21 protein-coding genes are annotated in these 19,053 nt (G+C 60.4%); 12 read left to right on the forward strand and 9 right to left on the reverse strand.

Annotated features, from left to right (window positions below):
- Positions 1–6: 6 nt before the first annotated feature.
- The 4 genes from mutS to ACSSVY_RS00255 all read right to left on the reverse strand — a co-directional run bounded on the left by mutS (position 7) and on the right by ACSSVY_RS00255 (position 5,420).
- On the reverse strand, positions 7–2,640 hold the full coding sequence (gene mutS, locus ACSSVY_RS00240; RefSeq protein WP_454267815.1) for a DNA mismatch repair protein MutS: 2,634 nt from the start codon (positions 2,638–2,640) through the stop codon (positions 7–9).
- A 123-nt stretch (positions 2,641–2,763) separates the two neighbouring features.
- A complete protein-coding gene (gene msrA, locus ACSSVY_RS00245; RefSeq protein WP_454267374.1) occupies positions 2,764–3,432 on the reverse strand; it encodes a peptide-methionine (S)-S-oxide reductase MsrA in 669 nt (222 codons plus the stop codon).
- A 117-nt stretch (positions 3,433–3,549) separates the two neighbouring features.
- Entirely contained in the window at positions 3,550–4,188 is a 639-nt protein-coding gene (gene tmpT, locus ACSSVY_RS00250) for a thiopurine S-methyltransferase (RefSeq protein WP_454267375.1), read from the reverse strand.
- Positions 4,189–4,193: 5 nt separating this feature from the next.
- Positions 4,194–5,420, reverse strand: coding sequence for an argininosuccinate synthase (locus ACSSVY_RS00255; protein ID WP_454267376.1), 1,227 nt, complete (start codon positions 5,418–5,420; stop codon positions 4,194–4,196).
- Positions 5,421–5,545: 125 nt separating this feature from the next.
- Here ACSSVY_RS00255 and ACSSVY_RS00260 point away from each other — a divergent pair, with 125 nt between their 5' ends.
- A complete protein-coding gene (locus ACSSVY_RS00260; RefSeq protein ID WP_454267377.1) occupies positions 5,546–6,283 on the forward strand; it encodes a threonine dehydratase in 738 nt (245 codons plus the stop codon).
- A gap of 39 nt (positions 6,284–6,322) precedes the next feature.
- Entirely contained in the window at positions 6,323–7,561 is a 1,239-nt protein-coding gene (gene ilvA / locus ACSSVY_RS00265) for a threonine ammonia-lyase IlvA (RefSeq protein WP_454267378.1), read from the forward strand.
- Between the two features lie 3 nt (positions 7,562–7,564).
- On the opposite strand, the gene ACSSVY_RS00270 is transcribed toward ilvA, so the two are convergent.
- On the reverse strand, positions 7,565–7,900 hold the full coding sequence (locus tag ACSSVY_RS00270) for an Hpt domain-containing protein (protein WP_454267379.1): 336 nt from the start codon (positions 7,898–7,900) through the stop codon (positions 7,565–7,567).
- Positions 7,901–8,058: 158 nt separating this feature from the next.
- Here ACSSVY_RS00270 and ACSSVY_RS00275 point away from each other — a divergent pair, with 158 nt between their 5' ends.
- Positions 8,059–9,324 (forward strand): PP2C family protein-serine/threonine phosphatase, encoded by a 1,266-nt coding sequence (locus ACSSVY_RS00275; protein WP_454267380.1) that lies wholly within the window; start codon positions 8,059–8,061, stop codon positions 9,322–9,324.
- Here the strand turns inward: ACSSVY_RS00275 and ACSSVY_RS00280 are convergent.
- The gene (locus ACSSVY_RS00280) at positions 9,299–9,742 is read right to left on the reverse strand and encodes an NUDIX hydrolase (RefSeq protein ID WP_454267381.1); all 444 of its coding nucleotides are present in this window, start codon (positions 9,740–9,742) and stop codon (positions 9,299–9,301) included. The two genes, ACSSVY_RS00275 and ACSSVY_RS00280, sit on opposite strands and share 26 nt — an antisense overlap.
- A 75-nt stretch (positions 9,743–9,817) precedes the next feature.
- Between ACSSVY_RS00280 and hslO the strand changes: the two genes are divergently transcribed.
- From hslO to ACSSVY_RS00305, 5 genes are all read left to right on the forward strand, one after another.
- A complete protein-coding gene (gene hslO, locus ACSSVY_RS00285; RefSeq protein ID WP_454267382.1) occupies positions 9,818–10,813 on the forward strand; it encodes an Hsp33 family molecular chaperone HslO in 996 nt (331 codons plus the stop codon).
- Positions 10,791–11,393: a CoA pyrophosphatase gene (locus tag ACSSVY_RS00290; protein ID WP_454267383.1), complete on the forward strand. Its 603-nt coding sequence runs from the start codon at positions 10,791–10,793 to the stop codon at positions 11,391–11,393. The genes hslO and ACSSVY_RS00290 overlap by 23 nt, the downstream gene beginning before the upstream one ends.
- On the forward strand, positions 11,390–12,538 hold the full coding sequence (locus ACSSVY_RS00295; RefSeq protein WP_454267384.1) for a CCA tRNA nucleotidyltransferase: 1,149 nt from the start codon (positions 11,390–11,392) through the stop codon (positions 12,536–12,538). The genes ACSSVY_RS00290 and ACSSVY_RS00295 overlap by 4 nt, the downstream gene beginning before the upstream one ends.
- Before the next feature lie 38 nt (positions 12,539–12,576).
- Entirely contained in the window at positions 12,577–13,800 is a 1,224-nt protein-coding gene (locus ACSSVY_RS00300) for a class I SAM-dependent RNA methyltransferase (RefSeq protein ID WP_454267385.1), read from the forward strand.
- Between the two features lie 75 nt (positions 13,801–13,875).
- The gene (locus ACSSVY_RS00305; RefSeq protein WP_454267386.1) at positions 13,876–14,376 is read left to right on the forward strand and encodes a L,D-transpeptidase family protein; all 501 of its coding nucleotides are present in this window, start codon (positions 13,876–13,878) and stop codon (positions 14,374–14,376) included.
- On the opposite strand, the gene ACSSVY_RS00310 is transcribed toward ACSSVY_RS00305, so the two are convergent.
- On the reverse strand, positions 14,377–14,892 hold the full coding sequence (locus tag ACSSVY_RS00310; protein ID WP_454267816.1) for a CAP domain-containing protein: 516 nt from the start codon (positions 14,890–14,892) through the stop codon (positions 14,377–14,379). It lies immediately after the preceding gene.
- A gap of 170 nt (positions 14,893–15,062) precedes the next feature.
- Between ACSSVY_RS00310 and ACSSVY_RS00315 the strand changes: the two genes are divergently transcribed.
- The gene (locus ACSSVY_RS00315; RefSeq protein WP_454267387.1) at positions 15,063–15,665 is read left to right on the forward strand and encodes a L,D-transpeptidase; all 603 of its coding nucleotides are present in this window, start codon (positions 15,063–15,065) and stop codon (positions 15,663–15,665) included.
- Between the two features lie 144 nt (positions 15,666–15,809).
- Positions 15,810–15,998 carry a hypothetical protein gene (locus tag ACSSVY_RS00320; protein WP_037247631.1) on the forward strand — a complete coding sequence of 63 codons (189 nt, stop codon included), beginning with the start codon at positions 15,810–15,812 and terminating at the stop codon, positions 15,996–15,998.
- Between the two features lie 71 nt (positions 15,999–16,069).
- On the opposite strand, the gene hemH is transcribed toward ACSSVY_RS00320, so the two are convergent.
- The gene (gene hemH / locus ACSSVY_RS00325; protein ID WP_454267817.1) at positions 16,070–17,134 is read right to left on the reverse strand and encodes a ferrochelatase; all 1,065 of its coding nucleotides are present in this window, start codon (positions 17,132–17,134) and stop codon (positions 16,070–16,072) included.
- A gap of 60 nt (positions 17,135–17,194) precedes the next feature.
- Positions 17,195–18,013: a methyltransferase domain-containing protein gene (locus ACSSVY_RS00330; protein ID WP_454267388.1), complete on the reverse strand. Its 819-nt coding sequence runs from the start codon at positions 18,011–18,013 to the stop codon at positions 17,195–17,197.
- Positions 18,014–18,060: 47 nt separating this feature from the next.
- Between ACSSVY_RS00330 and ACSSVY_RS00335 the strand changes: the two genes are divergently transcribed.
- Both ACSSVY_RS00335 and grxC read left to right on the forward strand, forming a co-directional pair.
- Positions 18,061–18,759 (forward strand): double zinc ribbon domain-containing protein, encoded by a 699-nt coding sequence (locus ACSSVY_RS00335; protein ID WP_454267389.1) that lies wholly within the window; start codon positions 18,061–18,063, stop codon positions 18,757–18,759.
- 32 nt (positions 18,760–18,791) lie between these two features.
- On the forward strand, positions 18,792–19,049 hold the full coding sequence (gene grxC / locus ACSSVY_RS00340; protein WP_454267390.1) for a glutaredoxin 3: 258 nt from the start codon (positions 18,792–18,794) through the stop codon (positions 19,047–19,049).
- Positions 19,050–19,053: the final 4 nt, after the last annotated feature.

Genomic DNA, 19,053 nt, shown 5'->3' on the forward strand with positions numbered 1-19,053 from the left:
TGGGTGTCAGCCCGCCTTGCTCGCCGTGTCGGTTGCCAGGGCCTTGAGCTCATATATCAGGTCGAGCGCCTCGCGTGGACTAAGGCTGTCGGGTAGAATATCCTCCAGCCGTTTTTCCACCACCGAGTGGCGCCTTGTCGGGGTGGGCGGCGGCGGGGGCGTCGCGGCAAAGAGCGGCAGATCATCAATCAGGGCCCGTTGCGCGCCACCGCCCTCCCGCTCACCTCGCTCCAATGCGTCAAGCACGACCCTTGCCCGCGCCACGACCGCAGCGGGCAGGCCAGCCAGCTTCGCCACTTGAACGCCATAGCTGCGATCCGCTGCTCCACGACGCACTTCGTGCATGAAGACCACGTCGCCGTCGTGCTCCTTGACGGTCACGGTGGCATTCTCGACGCGTGCGAGTTTGTCACTGAGGTTGGTCAGCTCATGGTAATGGGTCGCAAAGAGCGCGCGGCAGCCATTCACATCATGCAGGTGTTCCAGCGTGGCCCAAGCGATGCTCAGACCGTCATAGGTGGCGGTGCCACGACCGATCTCATCCAGAATGACGAGCGCGTGATCGTCCGCCTGATTGAGGATCGCCGCGGTTTCAACCATCTCGACCATGAAGGTCGATCTGCCGCGCGCGAGATCGTCCGAGGCCCCGACGCGGCTGAAGAGCTGGCTGACCATGCCAATATGCGCCGATCTCGCGGGCACATAGCTGCCCATTTGCGCCAGAAGGGCAATCAACGCATTCTGACGCAAAAAGGTGGATTTTCCCGCCATATTCGGTCCAGTCAGCAGCCAGATATCACTGTCATCGCCAAGATCACACTCATTGGCGATGAAGGGCGCGCCGCCTTGGGCACGCAGGGCGCGCTCTACCACCGGATGCCGCCCGCCTGTGATCCGAAGGGCGCGACTCTGATCCACTTTGGGTCGACACCAGGTCTCGGCACGAGCCAGATCAGCAAGTGCGGTGGACAGATCAATTTCCGCCAGCCCGCGCGCGGTTTGGGCGATCTCGGCGGCGCGCGCCAGAATCGCGGTTTTCAGGTCGTCATAGAGCCGCCTTTCAATCTCCAGCGCCCGACCTCCCGCGTTGAGAATACGGGTTTCCATCTCGGTTAGCGCGATGGTGGTAAAGCGCAATTGATTTGCGGTGGTCTGGCGGTGTTTGAAGTGGTCGTTCAGCGGGGGCGTCAACATGCGGTCGGCATGTGTGCTGGTCACTTCAATGAAATACCCCAGCACATTGTTGTGCTTGATCTTGAGCGACTGAATGCCGGTTTGCTGAATGAACTCGCCCTGCATCCGCGCGATCACGCCGCGCCCCTCGTCGCGCAATTGTCGCGCCTCATCGAGGCTTCCGTCAAAGCCGGGCGCGATAAAGCCGCCATCGCGCACCAGAATCGGCGGCTCTGCAATCAGTGCCTGATCCAGCAGGTCCAGCAGTGTGTCATGCCCAGTGAGGCCTGAGACCGCCTCGGCCAAGAGCGGCGGCAAGTCACTGTCCGTGAGCCGTTCGGCAATGTTCGCCGCTTGGGACAAGCCATTGCGCACCGCCGCCAGATCCCGAGGACCGCCCCGGTCAAGCCCAAGGCGAGAGAGGGCGCGATCAAGGTCAGGCACCTTGCGCAAGGTGTCGCGTAGATCGGCGCAAATTCGAGACTGTTCCACCGCGAATTGCACTGACTCGAGTCGCGCCTGCACCACGTCAAGCGCCCGGCTTGGGCTCGACAACCGACGCTCCAAGAGCCGCCCACCGCCGGGCGTGACGGTGCGGTCGATGGTGGCGAGCAAGGATCCGGCGCGGCCACCATTCAGGGCGTGGGTCAGTTCGAGATTGCGCCTTGTGGCGGCGTCGATCTGCATCACGCGTGCTTCGCTCTCGCGCACAGGGGGCTGCAACAGCGGCAGCTTGCCTTTTTGCGTGATGTCGAGCCAATCGACGATGGCACCCATCGCGGCGATCTCGGGTCGTGTGAATTGGCCATAAGCGTCAAGCGTACCGACACCGAAGAGGGCGCAAAGCCGCCGCTCTCCTGCGGTGCTGTCAAAAGCTGCTTGGCCCAGAGCCGTCAATGATGCCCCAGACTCAGAGACTGTTTCGGCTAAACTCAGAACATCTGCCTCAGCCAGCAGCACCTCGCGCGGGGCAAGGCGGGCAAGTTCGGGGCCGAGCCGGGCAGTTGCCATCGGCATGACATGAAATGCGCCGGTCGAAATGTCGACCCACGCCAGCGCGCCCGCGTCGCGCACATTGGCAAAGCTCGTGAGATAATTGTGTCGCCGGGCGTCCAGCAGGCTCTCTTCGGTCAGGGTGCCGGGGGTAACAAGGCGCACAACTTCGCGGCGCACCACCGATTTCGCACCTCGTTTCTTGGCCTCGGCGGGGTCTTCCATCTGCTCGCAGACCGCGACCCGGAACCCTTTGCGGATCAGGGTAAGAAGATAACCTTCGGCGGCGTGAACGGGCACGCCACACATTGGAATGTCCTGATCGAGGTGTTTGCCACGTTTGGTCAGTGCGATATCGAGCGCCTCGGCGGCGGCGGCGGCATCGTCAAAGAACAACTCATAGAAATCACCCATCCGGTAGAACAAGAGCGCCTCTGGATAGTGCGCCTTGATCTCCAGATACTGTGCCATCATCGGCGTGACGGTTGGTCCCGCGTTACTCACCTTGCCCCCTTTGGTTCTTGGGGCTGACCTTACAAATCTGTGTCAGGTGGCGAAAGCCCAAAGCGCAGCTTGGGCGCTCGAGGGCCGTTGCGGTCAAGAGCCGCTGGTGAAAGGAGCGTCCTTGCCCCAAAGCTCTTGGACGCGGGTATCCCGTCCGCAGGCCTCACGGTAGAGTTTATAGGCCTTGGCCTTGGTTCGGGGGCCAAAGCGGGTCAGCACGATCTCGGTGCTTTTGTAGTAATCCTGATGATAGGCTTCGGCGGGATAAAAGGTCTGTGCGTCAAGGATTGGCGTGACGATGTCCCGTCCCAAGGCCACCTGGGCTTTGGTTATAGCGCTCTGGGCGATCTGCTCTTGTGCTGGATCAGTGACGAAAATCGCTGTGCGATAGCTATCGCCCCGGTCGCAGAACTGGCCACCGGCGTCGGTTGGGTCGACCGAGCGCAGGAAGAGGTGCAGCAATTGCGCGCGGCTGACCTGTGCCGGGTCAAAGGTAATTTGAACCGCCTCGAAATGGCCAGTGCCACCGGCCGTTACCTGTTTGTAACTCGGGCTCTCCACCGTGCCGCCGGTAAAGCCCGACTCGGCCTCAATCACGCCTTTGACCTGTTCAAAGTCTGATTCGACGCACCAGAAGCAACCGCCTGCAACAACCAAAGTCTCGGTCGCGGCGGCATGCGCCCGGCTACTGTTAACGCAGAGCCCAACGATGATCAGCATCGCCAGAGCCGCCGCCTTGATCTCCCGAAGATGTGCGTTCATTGGATTGCCCTCCTGTTTGATTGCTATCATGCAGCAAATCGCGCGGCTCACCAACGCACGACACCGGGATGTCACGGTCTATTGAGCAATGTTTCGCTGCACGTGAGCGGATGGCTGCTAGATCGCTGTCAGGCGCAGGGCCTTTTCCCGCGCGGGGCAGACACCCTTGAGCCCGCCGGGCACGTCGAGATCGGCAAGCTGTGTGATCTGGTAGCGTGTGCCGTATTGCGCGCGTACCTCTGCCTCGGAGAGGGAAAAGGGCGGGCCCGCCATGACCGACTGGTCGTACTCAAAGGTGACGAGCAATTGCGGGGCAAGGTCGGTGAGTGCTGCTAGATGCCCGGCATAGCGCCCTCGCATCGTGTCGGGCAGGGCAACGAACGCAGCGCGGTCGTAAACGGCATGGACCGGACCGAGCAGATCAGCGGTGAGGTCGAAGATATCGCCCACGAAAATATCCAAACCGTCTGCGGCATAGCATTTGAGGGGGCCGTGCGCTGTCACCTCGGGTGTGACGGCCAGCTCTTCAAATAGCTGTTTCACGGCGATTTCGCTGAGCTCTACACCAGCAACCCGATAGCCTTGGACCAAGAGCCAGGCGATATCACGGGTCTTGCCGCAGAGCGGCAGGAAAATCCGCGCGCCGGGATCAAGGCCCAGCGCGCCGAGATGGGCAGAGAGCATGCGGTTGACCGTGCCCTCGTGAAAGCCGATCTGCATGTTTTCCCAACGGGTATGCCAGAAATCAGCCTCCATGATGGTTAGCCCTTGAGCCTGCGGTTGCGGGCGGCGAGGAGTTTCAGGCGCAGCGCATTGAGCTGGATGAAGCCTGCGGCGTCCTTTTGATCATAGGCGCCGGCGTCATCCTCGAAGGTGACATGGGCCTCGGAATAGAGGCTGTGATCGGACCAGCGACCGACGCAGGACACTGAACCCTTGTAGAGTTTAAGGCGGACGGTGCCAGTGACATGTTCTTGGCTCTTGTCGATGGCGGCTTGCAGCATTTCACGCTCGGGTGAGAACCAGAAGCCATTGTAGATCAGTTCCGCGTAGCGCGGCATGAGCGAATCCTTGAGATGGCCCGCGCCGCTATCAAGGGTAATCTGTTCGATGCCACGATGCGCCTCGAGCAGGATGGTGCCGCCGGGTGTCTCGTAGATGCCGCGCGATTTCATGCCGACAAAGCGGTTTTCCACGAAATCGAGCCGCCCAACGCCATGTTTGCGACCAAATTCGTTGAGGTCGGTCAGGATCGTGGCGGGGCTGAGGGCGGTGCCATTGATGGCCACAGCATCGCCACGCTCGAAGCTGACTTCGATATATTCGGGCGTGTCGGGCGCATCCTCGGGGCTGACGGTGCGCTGATAGACGTAATCGGGGGCCATTTCGGCGGGGTCTTCGAGCACGCGGCCCTCGGAGGAGGTGTGCAGCAGATTGGCATCGACCGAAAAGGGAGCCTCGCCGCGTTTATTCTTGGCGATCGGGATTTGGTTTTCTTCAGCAAAGGCAATGAGCTTGGTCCGGCTGGTCAAATCCCAGAGACGCCAGGGCGCGATCACCTTGATATCGGGGTTGAGCGCATAGGCTGCAAGCTCGAACCGCACCTGATCGTTGCCCTTGCCGGTGGCGCCATGGGCCACGGCATCGGCACCGGTCATGGCGGCAATCTCGACCAGACGTTTGGAGATCAGCGGGCGGGCGATGGAGGTGCCCAGGAGGTAGAGCCCCTCGTAGAGCGCATTGGCGCGGAACATCGGAAAGACGAAATCGCGCACGAATTCTTCGCGGACATCCTCGATATAGATGTTCTCGGGCTTGATCCCCAGCAACTCGGCCTTTTGGCGCGCGGGGTCGAGCTCCTCGCCCTGACCGAGATCGGCGGTGAAGGTCACAACCTCGCAGCCATATTCGGTCTGGAGCCATTTCAGGATGATCGAGGTATCGAGGCCCCCGGAATAGGCCAGAACAACTTTTTTGGGCGCGGACATGTCATTCCCCTTGCGTCAAATCTGGCTGGCGGAGTAGCGGCTTTTGCGGTGATGGGCAAGTGGACGTGGTTGACTGCGCTTCTGGTTGTGCTAGCCACATCAGGCAATTGTCAAAAGGTGCGATTATGGCGGCGTGGCGTATTTTCATCCATTCGGTGCAGATGATTTTCAACAACCTGCCGCAGGTGGTGCGGATTGTGTTGGTGCCGATGGGGATCGGGATCGCGGTGATAGCCCTGTTTGCGGTTCTGGGTGTCTCGATGGACGGGACGGATGCCGAGGGTGCGACGGGGGGACAGATCGCGGGGCTGATCCTTTTGGCGCTTGTCCTGATCGGTCTGGCGCTCTGGGTCATTGTGGCGTGGCACCGCTTTATCCTCTTGGCGGAATATCCCCGAGGCTGGGTGCCGATGCTGCGCACGGATCGCATGCTGTCTTATATCGGACATTCGCTCTGGCTTGGCCTTGTGATGATGGGCCTGATGTTGCCCCTCTTTCTGCTGGTTGGGGTTATTGGCGGGCTGGCCCCCCTGATTGTCACCATTGTGAGTGTCTTGGTGATTGTAGCGGCCAATGTGGTGTTCTTTCGGCTCTCGACGATGCTGCCTGCGGCGGCGATCGGGCGGCCGCTTACGTTGAAAGAGGCGTGGACCGCGACCGAAGGCAGCAGCGTCACGGTCCTGATCCTTGTTCTCATTCTGGGTGCGGCGCAATTCGCGCTGCAGCTTTTGCTGGGGCTGCTGCTCTTGGCGCCGGTGATCGGGGCCGTGTTGATGGTGCTGGGCACGGTGGTGTCGGGTCTGGTCAACATCAGCGTTCTGACCACGCTTTACGGCTATTATATCGAAAAGCGCGCGCTCTGAGCCTTGTCAGGGGGGCACGATTGCGGCACTGAGGCGGGCATGACCGAGTTTCAGGAAAATGCCCGCGCCGCAGAGGCTTTGATGCGCGCCGTGTTCGAGCCGACACCGCTCCAACGCAATGATCACCTGTCCGAGCGCTATGGCGCCGAGATCCTGCTCAAGCGCGAGGATCTGAGCCCGGTGCGGTCCTACAAGCTGCGCGGGGCGTTCAATGCGATGCGCAAGGTTTTGGCGGCGCGACCTGAGACGACACAATTTGTCTGTGCGAGTGCGGGCAATCATGCGCAGGGCGTGGCCTATATGTGCCGGCATTTCGGGGTCAAAGGCGTGATTTTCATGCCGGTGACGACGCCGCAGCAAAAGATTGGCAAGACCGAGACCTTTGGTGGCGATGCGGTCAAGATCCGGCTGACGGGCGACTATTTCGACGACACGCTTGCGGCGGCGCAGGCCTATTGCGCGCAGGTGGGCGGGCATTTCCTGTCGCCGTTCGATGATGAGGACGTAATCGAGGGGCAAGCCAGCGTTGCGGTCGAGATCGAGGCGCAGTTGGGCGGCATGCCAGATCATCTAATCCTTCCGGTTGGGGGTGGCGGGCTATCGGCGGGCGTGCGCAGCTATGTCGGCGCGCGGGCAGCGCTGACGCTGGTGGAACCGGCGGGGGGCGCGTGCCTCGGGGCGGCGCTGGCAGCGGGCGAACCTGTGCGCCTGCGGCATGTGAACACCTTTGCCGATGGGGCGGCGGTGGCGCAGATCGGTGCGCGCACTTTTGCGCGGCTGGCGGATCTGGACCCGTCGCAGGCCATGGTGATCGAAGAGGACCGGCTCTGCACCACGATGCTCGAGATGCTCAATATCGAGGGGATCGTGCTGGAGCCTGCGGGGGCGCTGGCGGTGGATGCGCTCAAGGATCTGGGAAACGTGATCCGGGGCAAGACGGTGGTGTGTGTCACCTCGGGCGGTAATTTCGATTTCGAGAGGTTGCCGGAGGTCAAGGAGCGCGCGCAGCGGTTCTCGGGTGTGAAGAAGTATTTCATCCTGCGGATGCCGCAGCGGCCCGGCGCGCTGCGCGAGTTTCTGGAGATATTGGGACCTGAAGACGATATTGCGCGGTTTGAGTATCTCAAGAAATCGGCGCGCAATTTCGGCTCTGTTCTGATCGGGATCGAGACGACACGGACCGAGAATTTCGAGCCGATCCTGACGCGGCTCGATGCTGCTGGCTTTGAGTATCGCGACATCACCCGTGATGAGGTGCTGGCAGAGTTTCTGATCTGAGCTTCAGGCGGCGATGACCCGATCAAGACCGGAGAGAAACTCTGATTTTGAGTGGGCGTAGCATGACAGAACTTCAGGCAGGCTGATCGCGCCGTATCGACCGGCTGCAGCGGCCTGTTCGCCCCGGTGGCAGAGATCAGAAAAGGCGGCAAAGCCGAGGTTGAGGGCGCTGCCCTTGAGAAAGTGTAAATGCCCTTCGAGGTGCAGATTGGGGCCAGTGTGGCGCAGCTTCTCGATTTCGGTATCCACTTCTTCGAGAAATAGCTCCACCACCTCGCCAAAGGCATCAGCCCCGATTTCGTCGCGCAGATCCTGAACGCGGTTCCAGTCGATCATCATTGAGCCTCCGATTCCTGCGGCAAGACTGCGGGCAAAGAGCTACGGAAAGGTTAATGCCGTCGGGACAGCCGCGCGAATTTTAACATTCAGGGGCTGTTAAACTTTGTGTGGTTAGACAGGGTCAGGACAGGACAAAGGTGGCCCGGGTGCGATCACGAATGGAACAGGCGGCAGAGGCGGATGCGGGCGGCGGGGTGATCCGCCGCGTGCTCGTGGTGGATGACAGCCGCCTGCAACGGCGAATTCTGAGCGCGTCGTTGCAGCGCTGGGGATTCGAGGTACAGGAAGCCGATTCAGGCGACGCCGCGCTGATTCTGTGCCGTGATGATCCGCCCGATCTCGTCATGAGTGATTGGATGATGCCGGGATTGAGCGGGCTGGAGTTCTGCAAGAGATTTCGAGAGATGTCGCGCGATACTTATGGGTATTTCATCCTGCTCACGTCCAAGAGTGACAAGGATGAAGTTGCGCTGGGCCTTGATGCCGGGGCCGATGACTTCTTGACCAAGCCGGTCAATGCCGCGGAGCTGCGCGCGCGAATTTCGGCGGGCGCGCGGATTCTGCGGATGGAGCGCGAGCTAACCGAGAAGAACCGGCTGATCAAATCCACGCTCGACGAATTACAGACGCTCTATGATTCGCTCGACAGTGATTTGATCGAAGCCAAGAAGCTGCAGCAATCGCTGGTGAGCGAGCGCTATCGCGATTGCGGCACGGCAGAGGTATCCTTGATGCTGCAATCGGCGGGGCATGTTGGCGGTGATCTGGTCGGCATGTTTCCCATTGGGCATACACGCATCGGGCTCTACGGAATTGATGTCTCGGGTCATGGTATCAGTTCAGCGCTGATGACGGCGCGGTTGGCGGGGTATCTCTCGGCGTCGGTGCCGGAACAGAACCTCGCCCTGCGCAAGACGCGTGACGGTCGTTTCGTGGCGCGCCCTCCAGCGGAGGCGATTGCAATGCTCAATCGCTTGATCATGTCGGAGATGGAGACCGAGCATTACTTCACCCTCGTTCTTGCCGATGTGGATCTGGAAACCGGGCGCGTGATCCTGTCTCAGGCGGGGCATCCGCATCCTGCATTGCAGCGTGCGGATGGGACGGTGGAGTTTATCGGGTCGGGTGGTTTGCCTGTAGGCCTGATTGATGGGGCAGAATTTCAGCAGTTCGAAGTGATGATGGCGCCGGGCGACAGGCTTTTGATTCATTCCGACGGGGTGATAGAATGCTCTGGTCGGTCTGGTGATCTGCTCCACGATGAGGGGCTGGCGCGGATCTTGCGGGATTTGCGACAGACGCGCGGGATGGCGTTTCTCGAATCTCTTTTGTGGAAACTGTCTGAGTTTGCGGGGGATAGTGACTTTGACGACGATATTTCCGCCGTACTACTGGAGTTCAAAGGCAGCCCGTTTCCCGGCTGACGAAATGCCGATCCCCGGCGTTGCCTAAATCGCGCGCCGCCTGTTGCGGCGTGATCCAGACTGGGCGATGCCCCGGCTCGCTGGGGGCGCCCAATCGGCGCACCGGATGAGCGCGGTAGATCATGCAGAGCTTCTCGGCCCAAAACCCGTATTCCGGCATATAGGTAAAGCGGCGAAAGGCGCCGAGCCTCTGAGGTCGGGCAATCAGCCAGCCGGTTTCCTCGAAAACCTCACGGTGAAGGGCCTGGAGCGGCGACTCTCCCGGGTCAATACCGCCGCCGGGCAATTGCAGCTCTGGCACCGGGTCCGCCTGATGGGTGACGAGCAGCCGCCCGCGACGCGGCAGGATCGCATAGGCGCCCGGTCGCAAACGGTAGGCGATACCGGGTTCTGGCGTCTCTCCGAATCGTCTGATCACTTTGTGTCTCCCGGGCCTGACTTGTCCTGACGGTACAGTCGCGATATGCCAAGTCGAGACCCCAAAGGAAAGCCCATGACACTTGGACAGAGAATCGCTTGGGATGATACGATCCTGCCATTTCAGCTAGACCGCGCCGACATCCGTGGCCGCGTCGTGCGTCTGGACGGAGTGCTTGATGGAATCCTGAAACAGCATGACTACCCGCCTCAGGTCGAGGCGTTGATTGCCGAGATGGCGCTTTTGACCGCGTTGATCGGTCAGACAATCGAATTGCGCTGGAAGCTGTCCCTGCAGGTGCAGACGCGCGGCGCGGTGCGTATGATCGCCACCGATTATTATGGCCCGAGCGAGCCCGGCGAACCGGCCCGGATGCGCGCCTATGCCAGTTTTGACCGCGAGCGCTTGAGTCATGCGCGCCCATTCGATCAACTGGGCGATGGCTATTTCGCGGTCATGCTGGATCAAGGTAAGGGCACCACGCCCTACCAAGGGATTACACCCATTGCGGGCGAGGCGCTGCGGCATTGTGCTGAGGCCTATTTTGCCCAATCCGAGCAGTTGCCAACGCGATTCGCGTTGAGTTTTGGTAAATCCACCGAGCCGGAGGGCGGAGAGCATTGGCGCGCGGGTGGCGTGATGCTACAGCATATGCCGAAGGCGTCGCCCTTTGCCAGTGGCGGTGGATCGGGCGAAGGCGGGCTCTTGCAGGCGGAAGATATCCTGATGGGTGACGAGGCCGAGAACTGGACTCGCGCCAATGTTCTGCTCGATACGGTTGAGGATCTGGAATTGATCGGGCCGTCGGTCACGCCAACGGAATTGCTGGTGCGGCTGTTTCACGAAGAAGGGCCGCGGGTGTTTGACATGCAAGCGGTGCGGTTTGGCTGCACCTGTTCCGAAGAGCGGGTGCGTAGCAGCCTGTCGATTTATTCGGCGCGCGACATCGCCACGATGACCACCGATGAGGGCATCGTGACCGCAGATTGTCAGTTTTGCGGGGCGCATTACCGGCTGGACCCGGCAACCGTGGGGTTCGAGGCCAAGGATGGGACCGCGGACGGTGACTGACCCGCTCGATCGGGTGCTTTTGGCGCTGCGGGCCGAGCGCGCGCCGTCTTCGGATTATGATCTGAACCCAGGTGTCGTTCTGCCAGAGGGGCGCAAGTTGCGGTCGGCGGCCGTGTTGGTGCCTGTATTTGAGACGCGCGTTATCCTCACCAAGCGGTCATCAAAGCTCCGGCATCATCCGGGGCAGATCGCATTTCCGGGCGGCAAACAGGATCTTGGTGATCCGGATATCACGACAACTGCGTTGCGCGAGGCGGAGGAAGAGATCGGGCTTGATCGTGGATTGGTTGAAGTTCTGGGGTTTCTGCCGCGCCATGAGACCGTCACCGGGTTTGACGTGACACCGGTTCTGGCACGGATACATGGGCCATTTCGGCCACGCGCCGAGCAGGGCGAGGTCGATGAAGTGTTTGACGTGCCATTGGCGCATGTGCTCGAGTTGGGCCGCTACAGGATCGAAAAACGTCGCTGGCGTGGGGATTGGCGGCGTTACTATGCGGTGCCCTATGGCCCCTATTATATTTGGGGCGCCACAGCGCGGATTCTACGCAACATGGCAGATTTGGCGGGACCGGAATGAAGGTTTCGGGGGCGTGGATCGAGGCCGAGGCGACGCAAGCGGTCTGTCGCATGCTGACCGGGGCGGGACATCTCGCGCTCTTTGTCGGGGGCTGCGTGCGCAATGCGCTCTTGGGTGAGCCAGTTGGGGATATAGACATCGCCACCGACGCGCGGCCAGAGGTGGTAATGGAATTGGCCGCGGCGGCGGGGCTGAAACCGGTGCCGACAGGCATAGAGCATGGTACGATTACGGTGGTATCGAGCCACATTCCGCATGAGGTGACGACCTTCCGCGAGGACGTGGAGACATTTGGCCGCCATGCGGTGGTGGCCTTTTCCATGGATATCCACAGCGACGCGCGGCGGCGCGATTTTACGATGAACGCGCTCTACGCGCAGTCCGATGGAACTGTGATTGACCCACTAGCCGGACTAGAGGATCTGCGCGCGCGCCGGGTACGGTTCATTGAGAATGCCGATCAACGGATTCGCGAGGATTATTTGCGGATTCTGCGGTTTTTCCGGTTTCATGCTTGGTATGGCGACCCTGAGGGCGGCCTTGATGCTGACGGGCTAGCGGCCTGCGCGGCGAATCTGGAGGGGTTGGCACGGCTGTCGCGAGAGCGAGTGGGAGCCGAGATGTGCAAGCTCTTGGGTGCACCCGATCCGACACGATCGGTGGCGGCGATGCAGGAGGCTGGGGTGCTCAATGCGGTACTGCCCGGGGCCGATGCGCGTCCGTTGGCGATATTGATCCATCAGGAAACAGAGACAAACATAGCTCCAGATGCGATCTTGCGCCTTGCCGCGCTGGGAGGCGAGTCGGTGGCGGAACGGTTGCGTTTGTCGAAATCGGACACAAGACGGTTGGCACATTTGCAAGAGAAGGCTGCAGGGCTGATGCAGGCGGCAGAACTGGGCTATCGGTATGGGGTCGAGGAAGGTCAGGCGATTCTGCTCTTGCGCGGTGCTTGGCTGGAAACACCAGTGAACCCTGAGAATGACGAAAACCTCAAAATGGGGGCCGCGGCACGGTTCCCTGTCGCGGCGGCAGATCTTATGCCGGACTATTCAGGTCCGGCGCTTGGCGCACGGTTGCAGGCGTTGGAGAGACGCTGGATCGACTCGCGGTTTACCCTCAGCCGTGATGATCTGCTCTGCTAGGCTTTCGTATGGCCGATTTGCAGGCTAAAGCCGCAGGTATGAGCGAGCATGACATCATACGACTGGGCCATCTGGGTGACGGCATCGCCGAAGGCCCAGTCTTTGCACCGCTGACCCTGCCTGGTGAGCGGGTGTCTGGCACGCTGGTGGGGCAGACCTTGACCGAAGTACGGATCGTGACGCCGTCGGCGGACAGGGTTACGGCCCCCTGTCGCCATTTTCGGTCCTGTGGTGGTTGTCAGGTGCAACATGGCTCGGACGGGTTTGTCGCCGACTGGAAGCAAGACCTTGTGCGCTCGGCGCTGAGTGCGCATGGGATCACGCCCGAATTTCTGCCGATCCATGTGTCGCCACCGCAATCACGGCGTCGGGCGACATTTGCCGCAAAGCGCACGAAAAAGGGTGCGATGGCGGGGTTTCATGCGCGTGGCAGTGATGTAATCATCGAGGTTCCCGACTGTCGGCTGCTCCATCCCGATGTGATTCGCGGTTTGGTGGTGGCCTCTGATCTGGCCGAGATCGGCACGAGCCGAAAGGCTATGTTGGCGGTCAGTGTAACGCAGTCACGCGCTGGGCTTGACGTGGCGGTCATGGACGGCAAGCCGTTAGATGGGCCGCTACGGATCGCGCTGGCGTCACTGGCGGAGCGGCACGATTGGGCACGATTGGCCTGGGGTGATGAGGTTGTGGTGACTCGCCGCGCGCCGGAGCAGATGTTTGGCGCCGCGCGCGTAGTGCCGCCGTCGGGCGCGTTCCTGCAAGCGACTGCAGAGGGAGAAGCGGCGCTTTTGGCGGAAACAGAGACGATTCTATCGGGCGCGCGCCGGATTGTTGATCTCTTTTCCGGGTGTGGGACCTTTGCCTTGCCGCTCGCGCAGCGTGCGCAGGTGCATGCGGTCGAGGGTGATGCGGCGATGCTCGCGGCGCTTGATGCCGGACGACGTGGGGTCGAAGGGCTCTACCCGCTGAGCACCGAGACAAGGGACCTCTTTCGTCGTCCGCTCCTGCCGGATGAGTTATCGCGGTTCGACGCTGCGGTGATTGATCCGCCTCGCGCCGGGGCCGAAGCGCAGATTGCGGAAATCGCCACATCACGACTGCGGTGTCTGGCCTATGTGTCCTGTAATCCGGTGACATTTGCCCGCGATGCGCGGGTTCTCATAGCGGCGGGCTACAAGATGGGCCCGGTGCGGGTGGTGGACCAATTCAGGTGGTCGTCACATGTGGAACTGGTGGCGGGATTCAGGCTGAATATCGCGTGATTTCGTGAAAAATCTCTACCGCAAGGGCTTTGGTTTGAGGTAAAAGAGTCGCGAGCAGTAAGCGGATCAAAAACAATGAAACTGAAGAGGCGCTTTGTGGTGATGGCGGGGCTATGTGCTCTGTCCGCCTGTGGCACAAATTCCAAATTCCGGAGCTACCGTGGCCCTGAGGTGACGCGAGTCATCGTCAACAAGGGTGAGCGCGAGATGTATCTGTTGCATCACAACAAGGTCCTCAAGCGATACAAGGTCGATCTTGGTTTTGCCCCTGCGGGACACAAACGATTCGAGGGTGATGGCCGCACGCCCGAGGGCGAGTATTTCATCGACCGACGCAACCCGAACAGCTCGTTTCATCTGTCGCTGGGGATTTCCTATCCGAACGAGGCGGATATTGCCTATGCCGAGGCGATGGGCGAAACGCCGGGCGGGGATATCTTTATCCACGGCGAACCGAATGCTCTTGCCGTTCTCAGCCGGGATTGGACAGCGGGCTGTATCTCGGTCAAGAACCGAGAGATGGAAGATGTCTACGCAATGGTTCGCGACGGGACGCCGATCACGCTGAATGCGTGATCAGCTTCCCAAAATCATAGTCCACCAAATCTTGCCGCCCCGTTCCTGAAGCCATGAGAACCCCATTTTGCGCGCGTCGGGGGACAGGATCACGCGACGCGTTCCCTCTTCTTCCATCCATGCGGCGAGGGTCTGAAGCTCGGTCTCGTAGGTTTCCGATATGGTTTCGCCCACCAGATTGCCAGAATAGCCAACGCGGCGAATACGGTCGATCGGCGAGGATCCATCAGAGCCGAAATGCCATGGCCGGTTCTGGATCGACATGTCACGGGAATGAGTCGCGGCGGCGGCGGTAAGGGACGAATCGAGTGTGAGCGGTGGCTGGCCGGAGGCCTGACGCAGGGAATTCACCGAATCGAGCATGCGGAACTGAATTTCAGACGTTTGGCCGGCGCTGATTCGGTAGACCCGCGGCAGCGGCTTTCCGTCAGAGCCTATTTGCGGCGGTGCCGGGGGTGCGGCGCAGGCCGAAAGAGCCAAAAGAGCCGACACCATTAGAATGTAGAGACGCGCCATGATCCAGAACCACCTGATATTTGTTTCAACATTTGCTTTAGCCCGGCTTGCGTTGCGATTCAAACCCACATGCGCGCTAGATTGCCTGAGGGGTGTTGTTTGATTTGCGACTGCGTCCTTCGCGCCATATATTCAGTTGATGACTGCTATGACCGGGTGGAGATACGCAAATGGCCTCAAACTCTCGCATTTCTTGGAATCGGCGGACGTTTCTGACGGGTGCCGCAGCATTGATGGGTGCGCCTGCCCTCGCGCAGAGCCTTGATAGTGACGATACTGTCGAGATGGAGCGCGATATCGAAGAAACGGTACGCCGCAATATTTCGGGCTTCAGGATGCTCGATTGGCGACCATATTTCTCGAGTCTCAACAATGGTGCGATTCTGGTCGATATCGATTCGCGCGCGGTGCATTTCTGGAGTGCGGACCAATCGGTTTACAAACTTTACCCCTCTTCCGTACCGCTGACGGAAGATTTGACACGGCGTGGCCGGACCGCAGTGGTTCGCAAAGTCGAGGGGCCAAGCTGGCGTCCGACGCCATCCATGCTCCAGCGTAACCCGGAATGGCCTGCGTTTGTGCCGCCGGGACCAGATAACCCATTGGGAACCCACGCCCTTTACCTCAGCTGGACCTATTACCGCATCCATGGCACGCATGACACTCGCAAAATCGGGCGCAGGTCATCTAATGGCTGTGTGGGTCTCTACAATGAACACATCGCCGAGTTGTTCAGTTTGACCAAAGTTGGCACGCAAGTGTTGCTAATTTGACGAGATTTTAGCGCTTCTCGCACTATCCTCCTCAAGATACATTTGCATTCGATCAAGTTTGCTGATTAGAAAAATCTACGAGGTTAAGTCTTGGGTGCTTGCCGTTGCGCTATGCAGCGTCAGGCCAATATCTGGAGGATAATCATGAAGAAACTCGTTCTCGCTGCTGCCCTGAGCGCTGCCGCTTCGACCGCTTTTGCAGGTAACCTGTCCGAGCCCGTCATTGAGGCACCGGTCGTTGTTGAAGAAACCAATGCAAGCTCGTCCGCCGCTGGCGTGTGGGTTCCGCTGGTTCTGCTGGCAATTGTTGCTGCGGTTATCGCTGCTGACTAATCCAGCATCTGCACTATGTAAAAGAGGCAGTGGGAAACCGCTGCCTTTTTTGTTTGCGGGACGCGGCGTTATCAGTCGAGCCAGCCCTTCAGGTTCGACTCGACGATAGATGACAGAGCCCGAATATGGGCGTCGTCATCATTGAGGCAGGGGATATAGGTGAATTTCTCGCCGCCGGCCTCTTCGAAACTTTCACGGATTTCCTCGTTGATCTCTTCCAGCGTTTCAATGCAATCGGCGGAAAAGGCGGGGGCCATGACGGCGATGCGTTTTTTGCCGTCTTCGCGCGCCAGCCGCGCGACCTCATCCACTGTATAGGGCTTGAGCCATTCCTCGGGGCCAAAGACGGATTGGAATGTGGTCGTTATTTCGGTGTCGGTCCAGCCAAGCCGCTCCTTGAGCAGGCGCGTGGTTTTCTGGCACTGACAATGATAGGGGTCGCCCTGCATCAGATAGCGTTTCGGCATGCCGTGATAGGACACGACGAGGATTTCAGGTCGCGTCTCGACCGCAGCATAGGCGCGCTCGACCGATTGCGCGAGCGCCTCGATATAGAGCGGGTTCTGGAAATAGGGTTCGACCACGCGGGCGATGGGCTGCCATGTCTCATCCATCAGGGCGCGGAAGAATTGGTCATTCGCGGTGGCAGAGGTGGCACCGGCGTAATGCGGATAAAGCGGGAAGAAGAGGATGCGGGTGCAGCCCGCCTCGACCATCTGGCGCACCTTGGATTTGGTCGAGGGATTGCCATAGCGCATGCAGAAATCGACCATCACCTGATCGCCATAGCGCTCTTGCATCGACGCTGCCATCTTTGCGGTCTGGTCGCGGGTGATGGTCATCAGCGGGCTTTCGCCCTTTTCCTCGTTCCAGATGGATTTGTAGGCATGCCCACTGGTAAAGGGCCGCTTGGTCAGGATGATGAGCTGCAGGAGCGGCTGCCATTTCCACGGGCTATAGTCGATCACCCGGCGGTCGGACAGGAATTCGTTGAGATAGCGGCGCATCGGCCAGTAGGTGTAGTGATCGGGCGTGCCAAGATTGGCCAGGAGCACGCCGGTTTTCGCACGCGGCACCTTGGGGTGATCGGCAGCGGCGTGTTCGGGGCGGGCGGCATTTTGGCTGGCATCGAGCATGGCGTGGGTCATTCCTGTCACCTTTTGATCAGAGGTGACATATAGGCTGTGCTTGAAAGGTCAATCTTTCAGGGGCCTCTCGACCGCGCCCAGCGCATCCGCCAGCCGCGCGCTGGCTGATCCGGGACGCAAGGGTTGGGGTTGACTGGCGTCTGGGGCCCAACCTGTGAGGAAAATCATCTCGAAGGTGGCGGGGATGCGCCCGTCGGCTGTGCCGAAGGCTTGTGCATATATGTCGCAGGCACGGAGCAGCACGTTGCGGCGGGAGAGCGTCTTGCGCCGAGCGCTCATTGCGTTGCCCTCGCCCATGTCCCGGAGTTCGCGCATGAGAGCCATAGGGTTGGCGTAGCTGGTGGTGAGGGGCAGGGTATCGGCCACCGGCAGGGTGAGGCCTGCGCGCTGCATCAGACCGCCCAGATCGCGGATCTCGGCCATGGGCAGGACGCGGGCCGAGAGGCCGCCGCTGATCTCTGCCTCAGCCTGTGCCAGTGCGCTGCGCAATTCGCTGAGCGTGGCACCGCCAAAGAGCGCCACGAGGAGCAGGCCATCGGGGCGCAAGGCGCGTCGAGCCTGAATGAGCTGGCCCACGGGGTCATTCGCCCAGTGCAGGCAGAGCGCGTGAACGACCAGATCATGCGCGCCGGGGTCCAGTGTCAGCACCTCGTCATCAGATACGATGTGCGCCTCTGGCATACGGGAGTGCCAGAACTGTGGAAAACCCGTCACCACGGCGGGCGCGGTAAAGGATTTGTTAACCACACTCAGGCGATCCTCGACCTCAGCGGCGGCGATCTCATGCAGGAACAGAACCGGCGCGCAAAGAGCACGCTGGCGATTCTTGGTCAGGGCGGCGCGGTCGGTCAGGGGCGTTTGGGTCATGGGGCGAGAATAGAGTGCTGACAGCGGCTTTTCAAACGGCGGTTCACATGATCTATCCGCCGCGCTGTACGCTCTGCGGGGCGGTGGTGGAGAGCGATTTTGGCCTTTGCGGTCCGTGCTGGCGCGATACGCCGTTTATTTCTGGTCTTGTCTGCGACACCTGCGGTGTGCCTCTGCCCGGTGAGGTGCATGCGGGAGCCGAGTATTGCGACGATTGTCTGCACATCGCGCGACCATGGTCACAGGGACGCGCGGCGATGCGCTATCACGAGAATGGGCGTAAACTGGTCTTGATGCTCAAACATGGAGACCGGCACGACGTGGTACGTCCGGCGGCAAAATGGATGGCGCGGGCAGCGCAGCCCCTGTTACGACCCGATACGCTGATTGCGCCCATACCGCTGCATTGGATGCGGATGCTGTCGCGGCGGTTCAATCAATCCGCGCTGCTCGCGCAGGCCGTCGCGCGTGAGACCGGGTTGCGCTGTTGTCCTGATCTGTTGATTCGCCCCAAGCGTACGCAAACCCTCAAAGGAATGAGCGTCGAGGTGCGGCATGCCATGCTCGCGGATGCGATCCGCGTGCATCCAAGACATCGGGCGCAGATGGCAGGTCGATTCATTCTGATTGTTGACGATGTGATGACCTCTGGTGCGACGCTTTCCGTCGCTGCACAGGCCTGTTTTTCCGCAGGTGCCGGGGAAGTGAGCATTCTGACACTGGCGCGCGCGGCCAAGGATGCATAAGTTCGCGACAAAGCGAAACGGGATACCTAACCATGCAACCAGTCGAAATCTACACGTCGCCGCTCTGCGGTTTTTGTCATTCTGCCAAACGCCTCTTGCAAAAGAAGGGTGTGAATTTCTCTGAGATCAATGTTTTGGCCCAGCCTGCGCGCAAATCCGAGATGTTGAAACGGGCAAACGGGCGCCATACTGTGCCGCAGATCTTCATTGGCAGCACCCATGTCGGGGGCTGTGATGAGCTCTACGCGCTGGATCAGGCGGGCAAACTTGATGCGCTGCTGCGCGGGTGAGGAT

It is taken from the genome of Roseovarius sp. MBR-51, from assembly GCF_053628575.1.

What these genes read in the sequence shown, in the direction of transcription:
- mutS (WP_454267815.1), bottom strand. Translation starts at nt 2,640, where the DNA reads ATGATGGCACAGTATCTGGAGATCAAGGCGCACTATCCAGAGGCGCTC.
- msrA (WP_454267374.1), bottom strand. Translation starts at nt 3,432, where the DNA reads ATGAACGCACATCTTCGGGAGATCAAGGCGGCGGCTCTGGCGATGCTG.
- tmpT (WP_454267375.1), bottom strand. Translation starts at nt 4,188, where the DNA reads ATGGAGGCTGATTTCTGGCATACCCGTTGGGAAAACATGCAGATCGGC.
- ACSSVY_RS00255 (WP_454267376.1), bottom strand. Translation starts at nt 5,420, where the DNA reads ATGTCCGCGCCCAAAAAAGTTGTTCTGGCCTATTCCGGGGGCCTCGAT.
- ACSSVY_RS00260 (WP_454267377.1), top strand. Translation starts at nt 5,546, where the DNA reads ATGGCGGCGTGGCGTATTTTCATCCATTCGGTGCAGATGATTTTCAAC.
- ilvA (WP_454267378.1), top strand. Translation starts at nt 6,323, where the DNA reads ATGACCGAGTTTCAGGAAAATGCCCGCGCCGCAGAGGCTTTGATGCGC.
- ACSSVY_RS00270 (WP_454267379.1), bottom strand. Translation starts at nt 7,900, where the DNA reads ATGATGATCGACTGGAACCGCGTTCAGGATCTGCGCGACGAAATCGGG.
- ACSSVY_RS00275 (WP_454267380.1), top strand. Translation starts at nt 8,059, where the DNA reads ATGGAACAGGCGGCAGAGGCGGATGCGGGCGGCGGGGTGATCCGCCGC.
- hslO (WP_454267382.1), top strand. Translation starts at nt 9,818, where the DNA reads ATGACACTTGGACAGAGAATCGCTTGGGATGATACGATCCTGCCATTT.
- ACSSVY_RS00290 (WP_454267383.1), top strand. Translation starts at nt 10,791, where the DNA reads ATGGGACCGCGGACGGTGACTGACCCGCTCGATCGGGTGCTTTTGGCG.
- ACSSVY_RS00295 (WP_454267384.1), top strand. Translation starts at nt 11,390, where the DNA reads ATGAAGGTTTCGGGGGCGTGGATCGAGGCCGAGGCGACGCAAGCGGTC.
- ACSSVY_RS00300 (WP_454267385.1), top strand. Translation starts at nt 12,577, where the DNA reads ATGAGCGAGCATGACATCATACGACTGGGCCATCTGGGTGACGGCATC.
- ACSSVY_RS00305 (WP_454267386.1), top strand. Translation starts at nt 13,876, where the DNA reads ATGAAACTGAAGAGGCGCTTTGTGGTGATGGCGGGGCTATGTGCTCTG.
- ACSSVY_RS00310 (WP_454267816.1), bottom strand. Translation starts at nt 14,892, where the DNA reads ATGGCGCGTCTCTACATTCTAATGGTGTCGGCTCTTTTGGCTCTTTCG.
- ACSSVY_RS00315 (WP_454267387.1), top strand. Translation starts at nt 15,063, where the DNA reads ATGGCCTCAAACTCTCGCATTTCTTGGAATCGGCGGACGTTTCTGACG.
- ACSSVY_RS00320 (WP_037247631.1), top strand. Translation starts at nt 15,810, where the DNA reads ATGAAGAAACTCGTTCTCGCTGCTGCCCTGAGCGCTGCCGCTTCGACC.
- hemH (WP_454267817.1), bottom strand. Translation starts at nt 17,134, where the DNA reads ATGCTCGATGCCAGCCAAAATGCCGCCCGCCCCGAACACGCCGCTGCC.
- ACSSVY_RS00330 (WP_454267388.1), bottom strand. Translation starts at nt 18,013, where the DNA reads ATGACCCAAACGCCCCTGACCGACCGCGCCGCCCTGACCAAGAATCGC.
- ACSSVY_RS00335 (WP_454267389.1), top strand. Translation starts at nt 18,061, where the DNA reads ATGATCTATCCGCCGCGCTGTACGCTCTGCGGGGCGGTGGTGGAGAGC.
- grxC (WP_454267390.1), top strand. Translation starts at nt 18,792, where the DNA reads ATGCAACCAGTCGAAATCTACACGTCGCCGCTCTGCGGTTTTTGTCAT.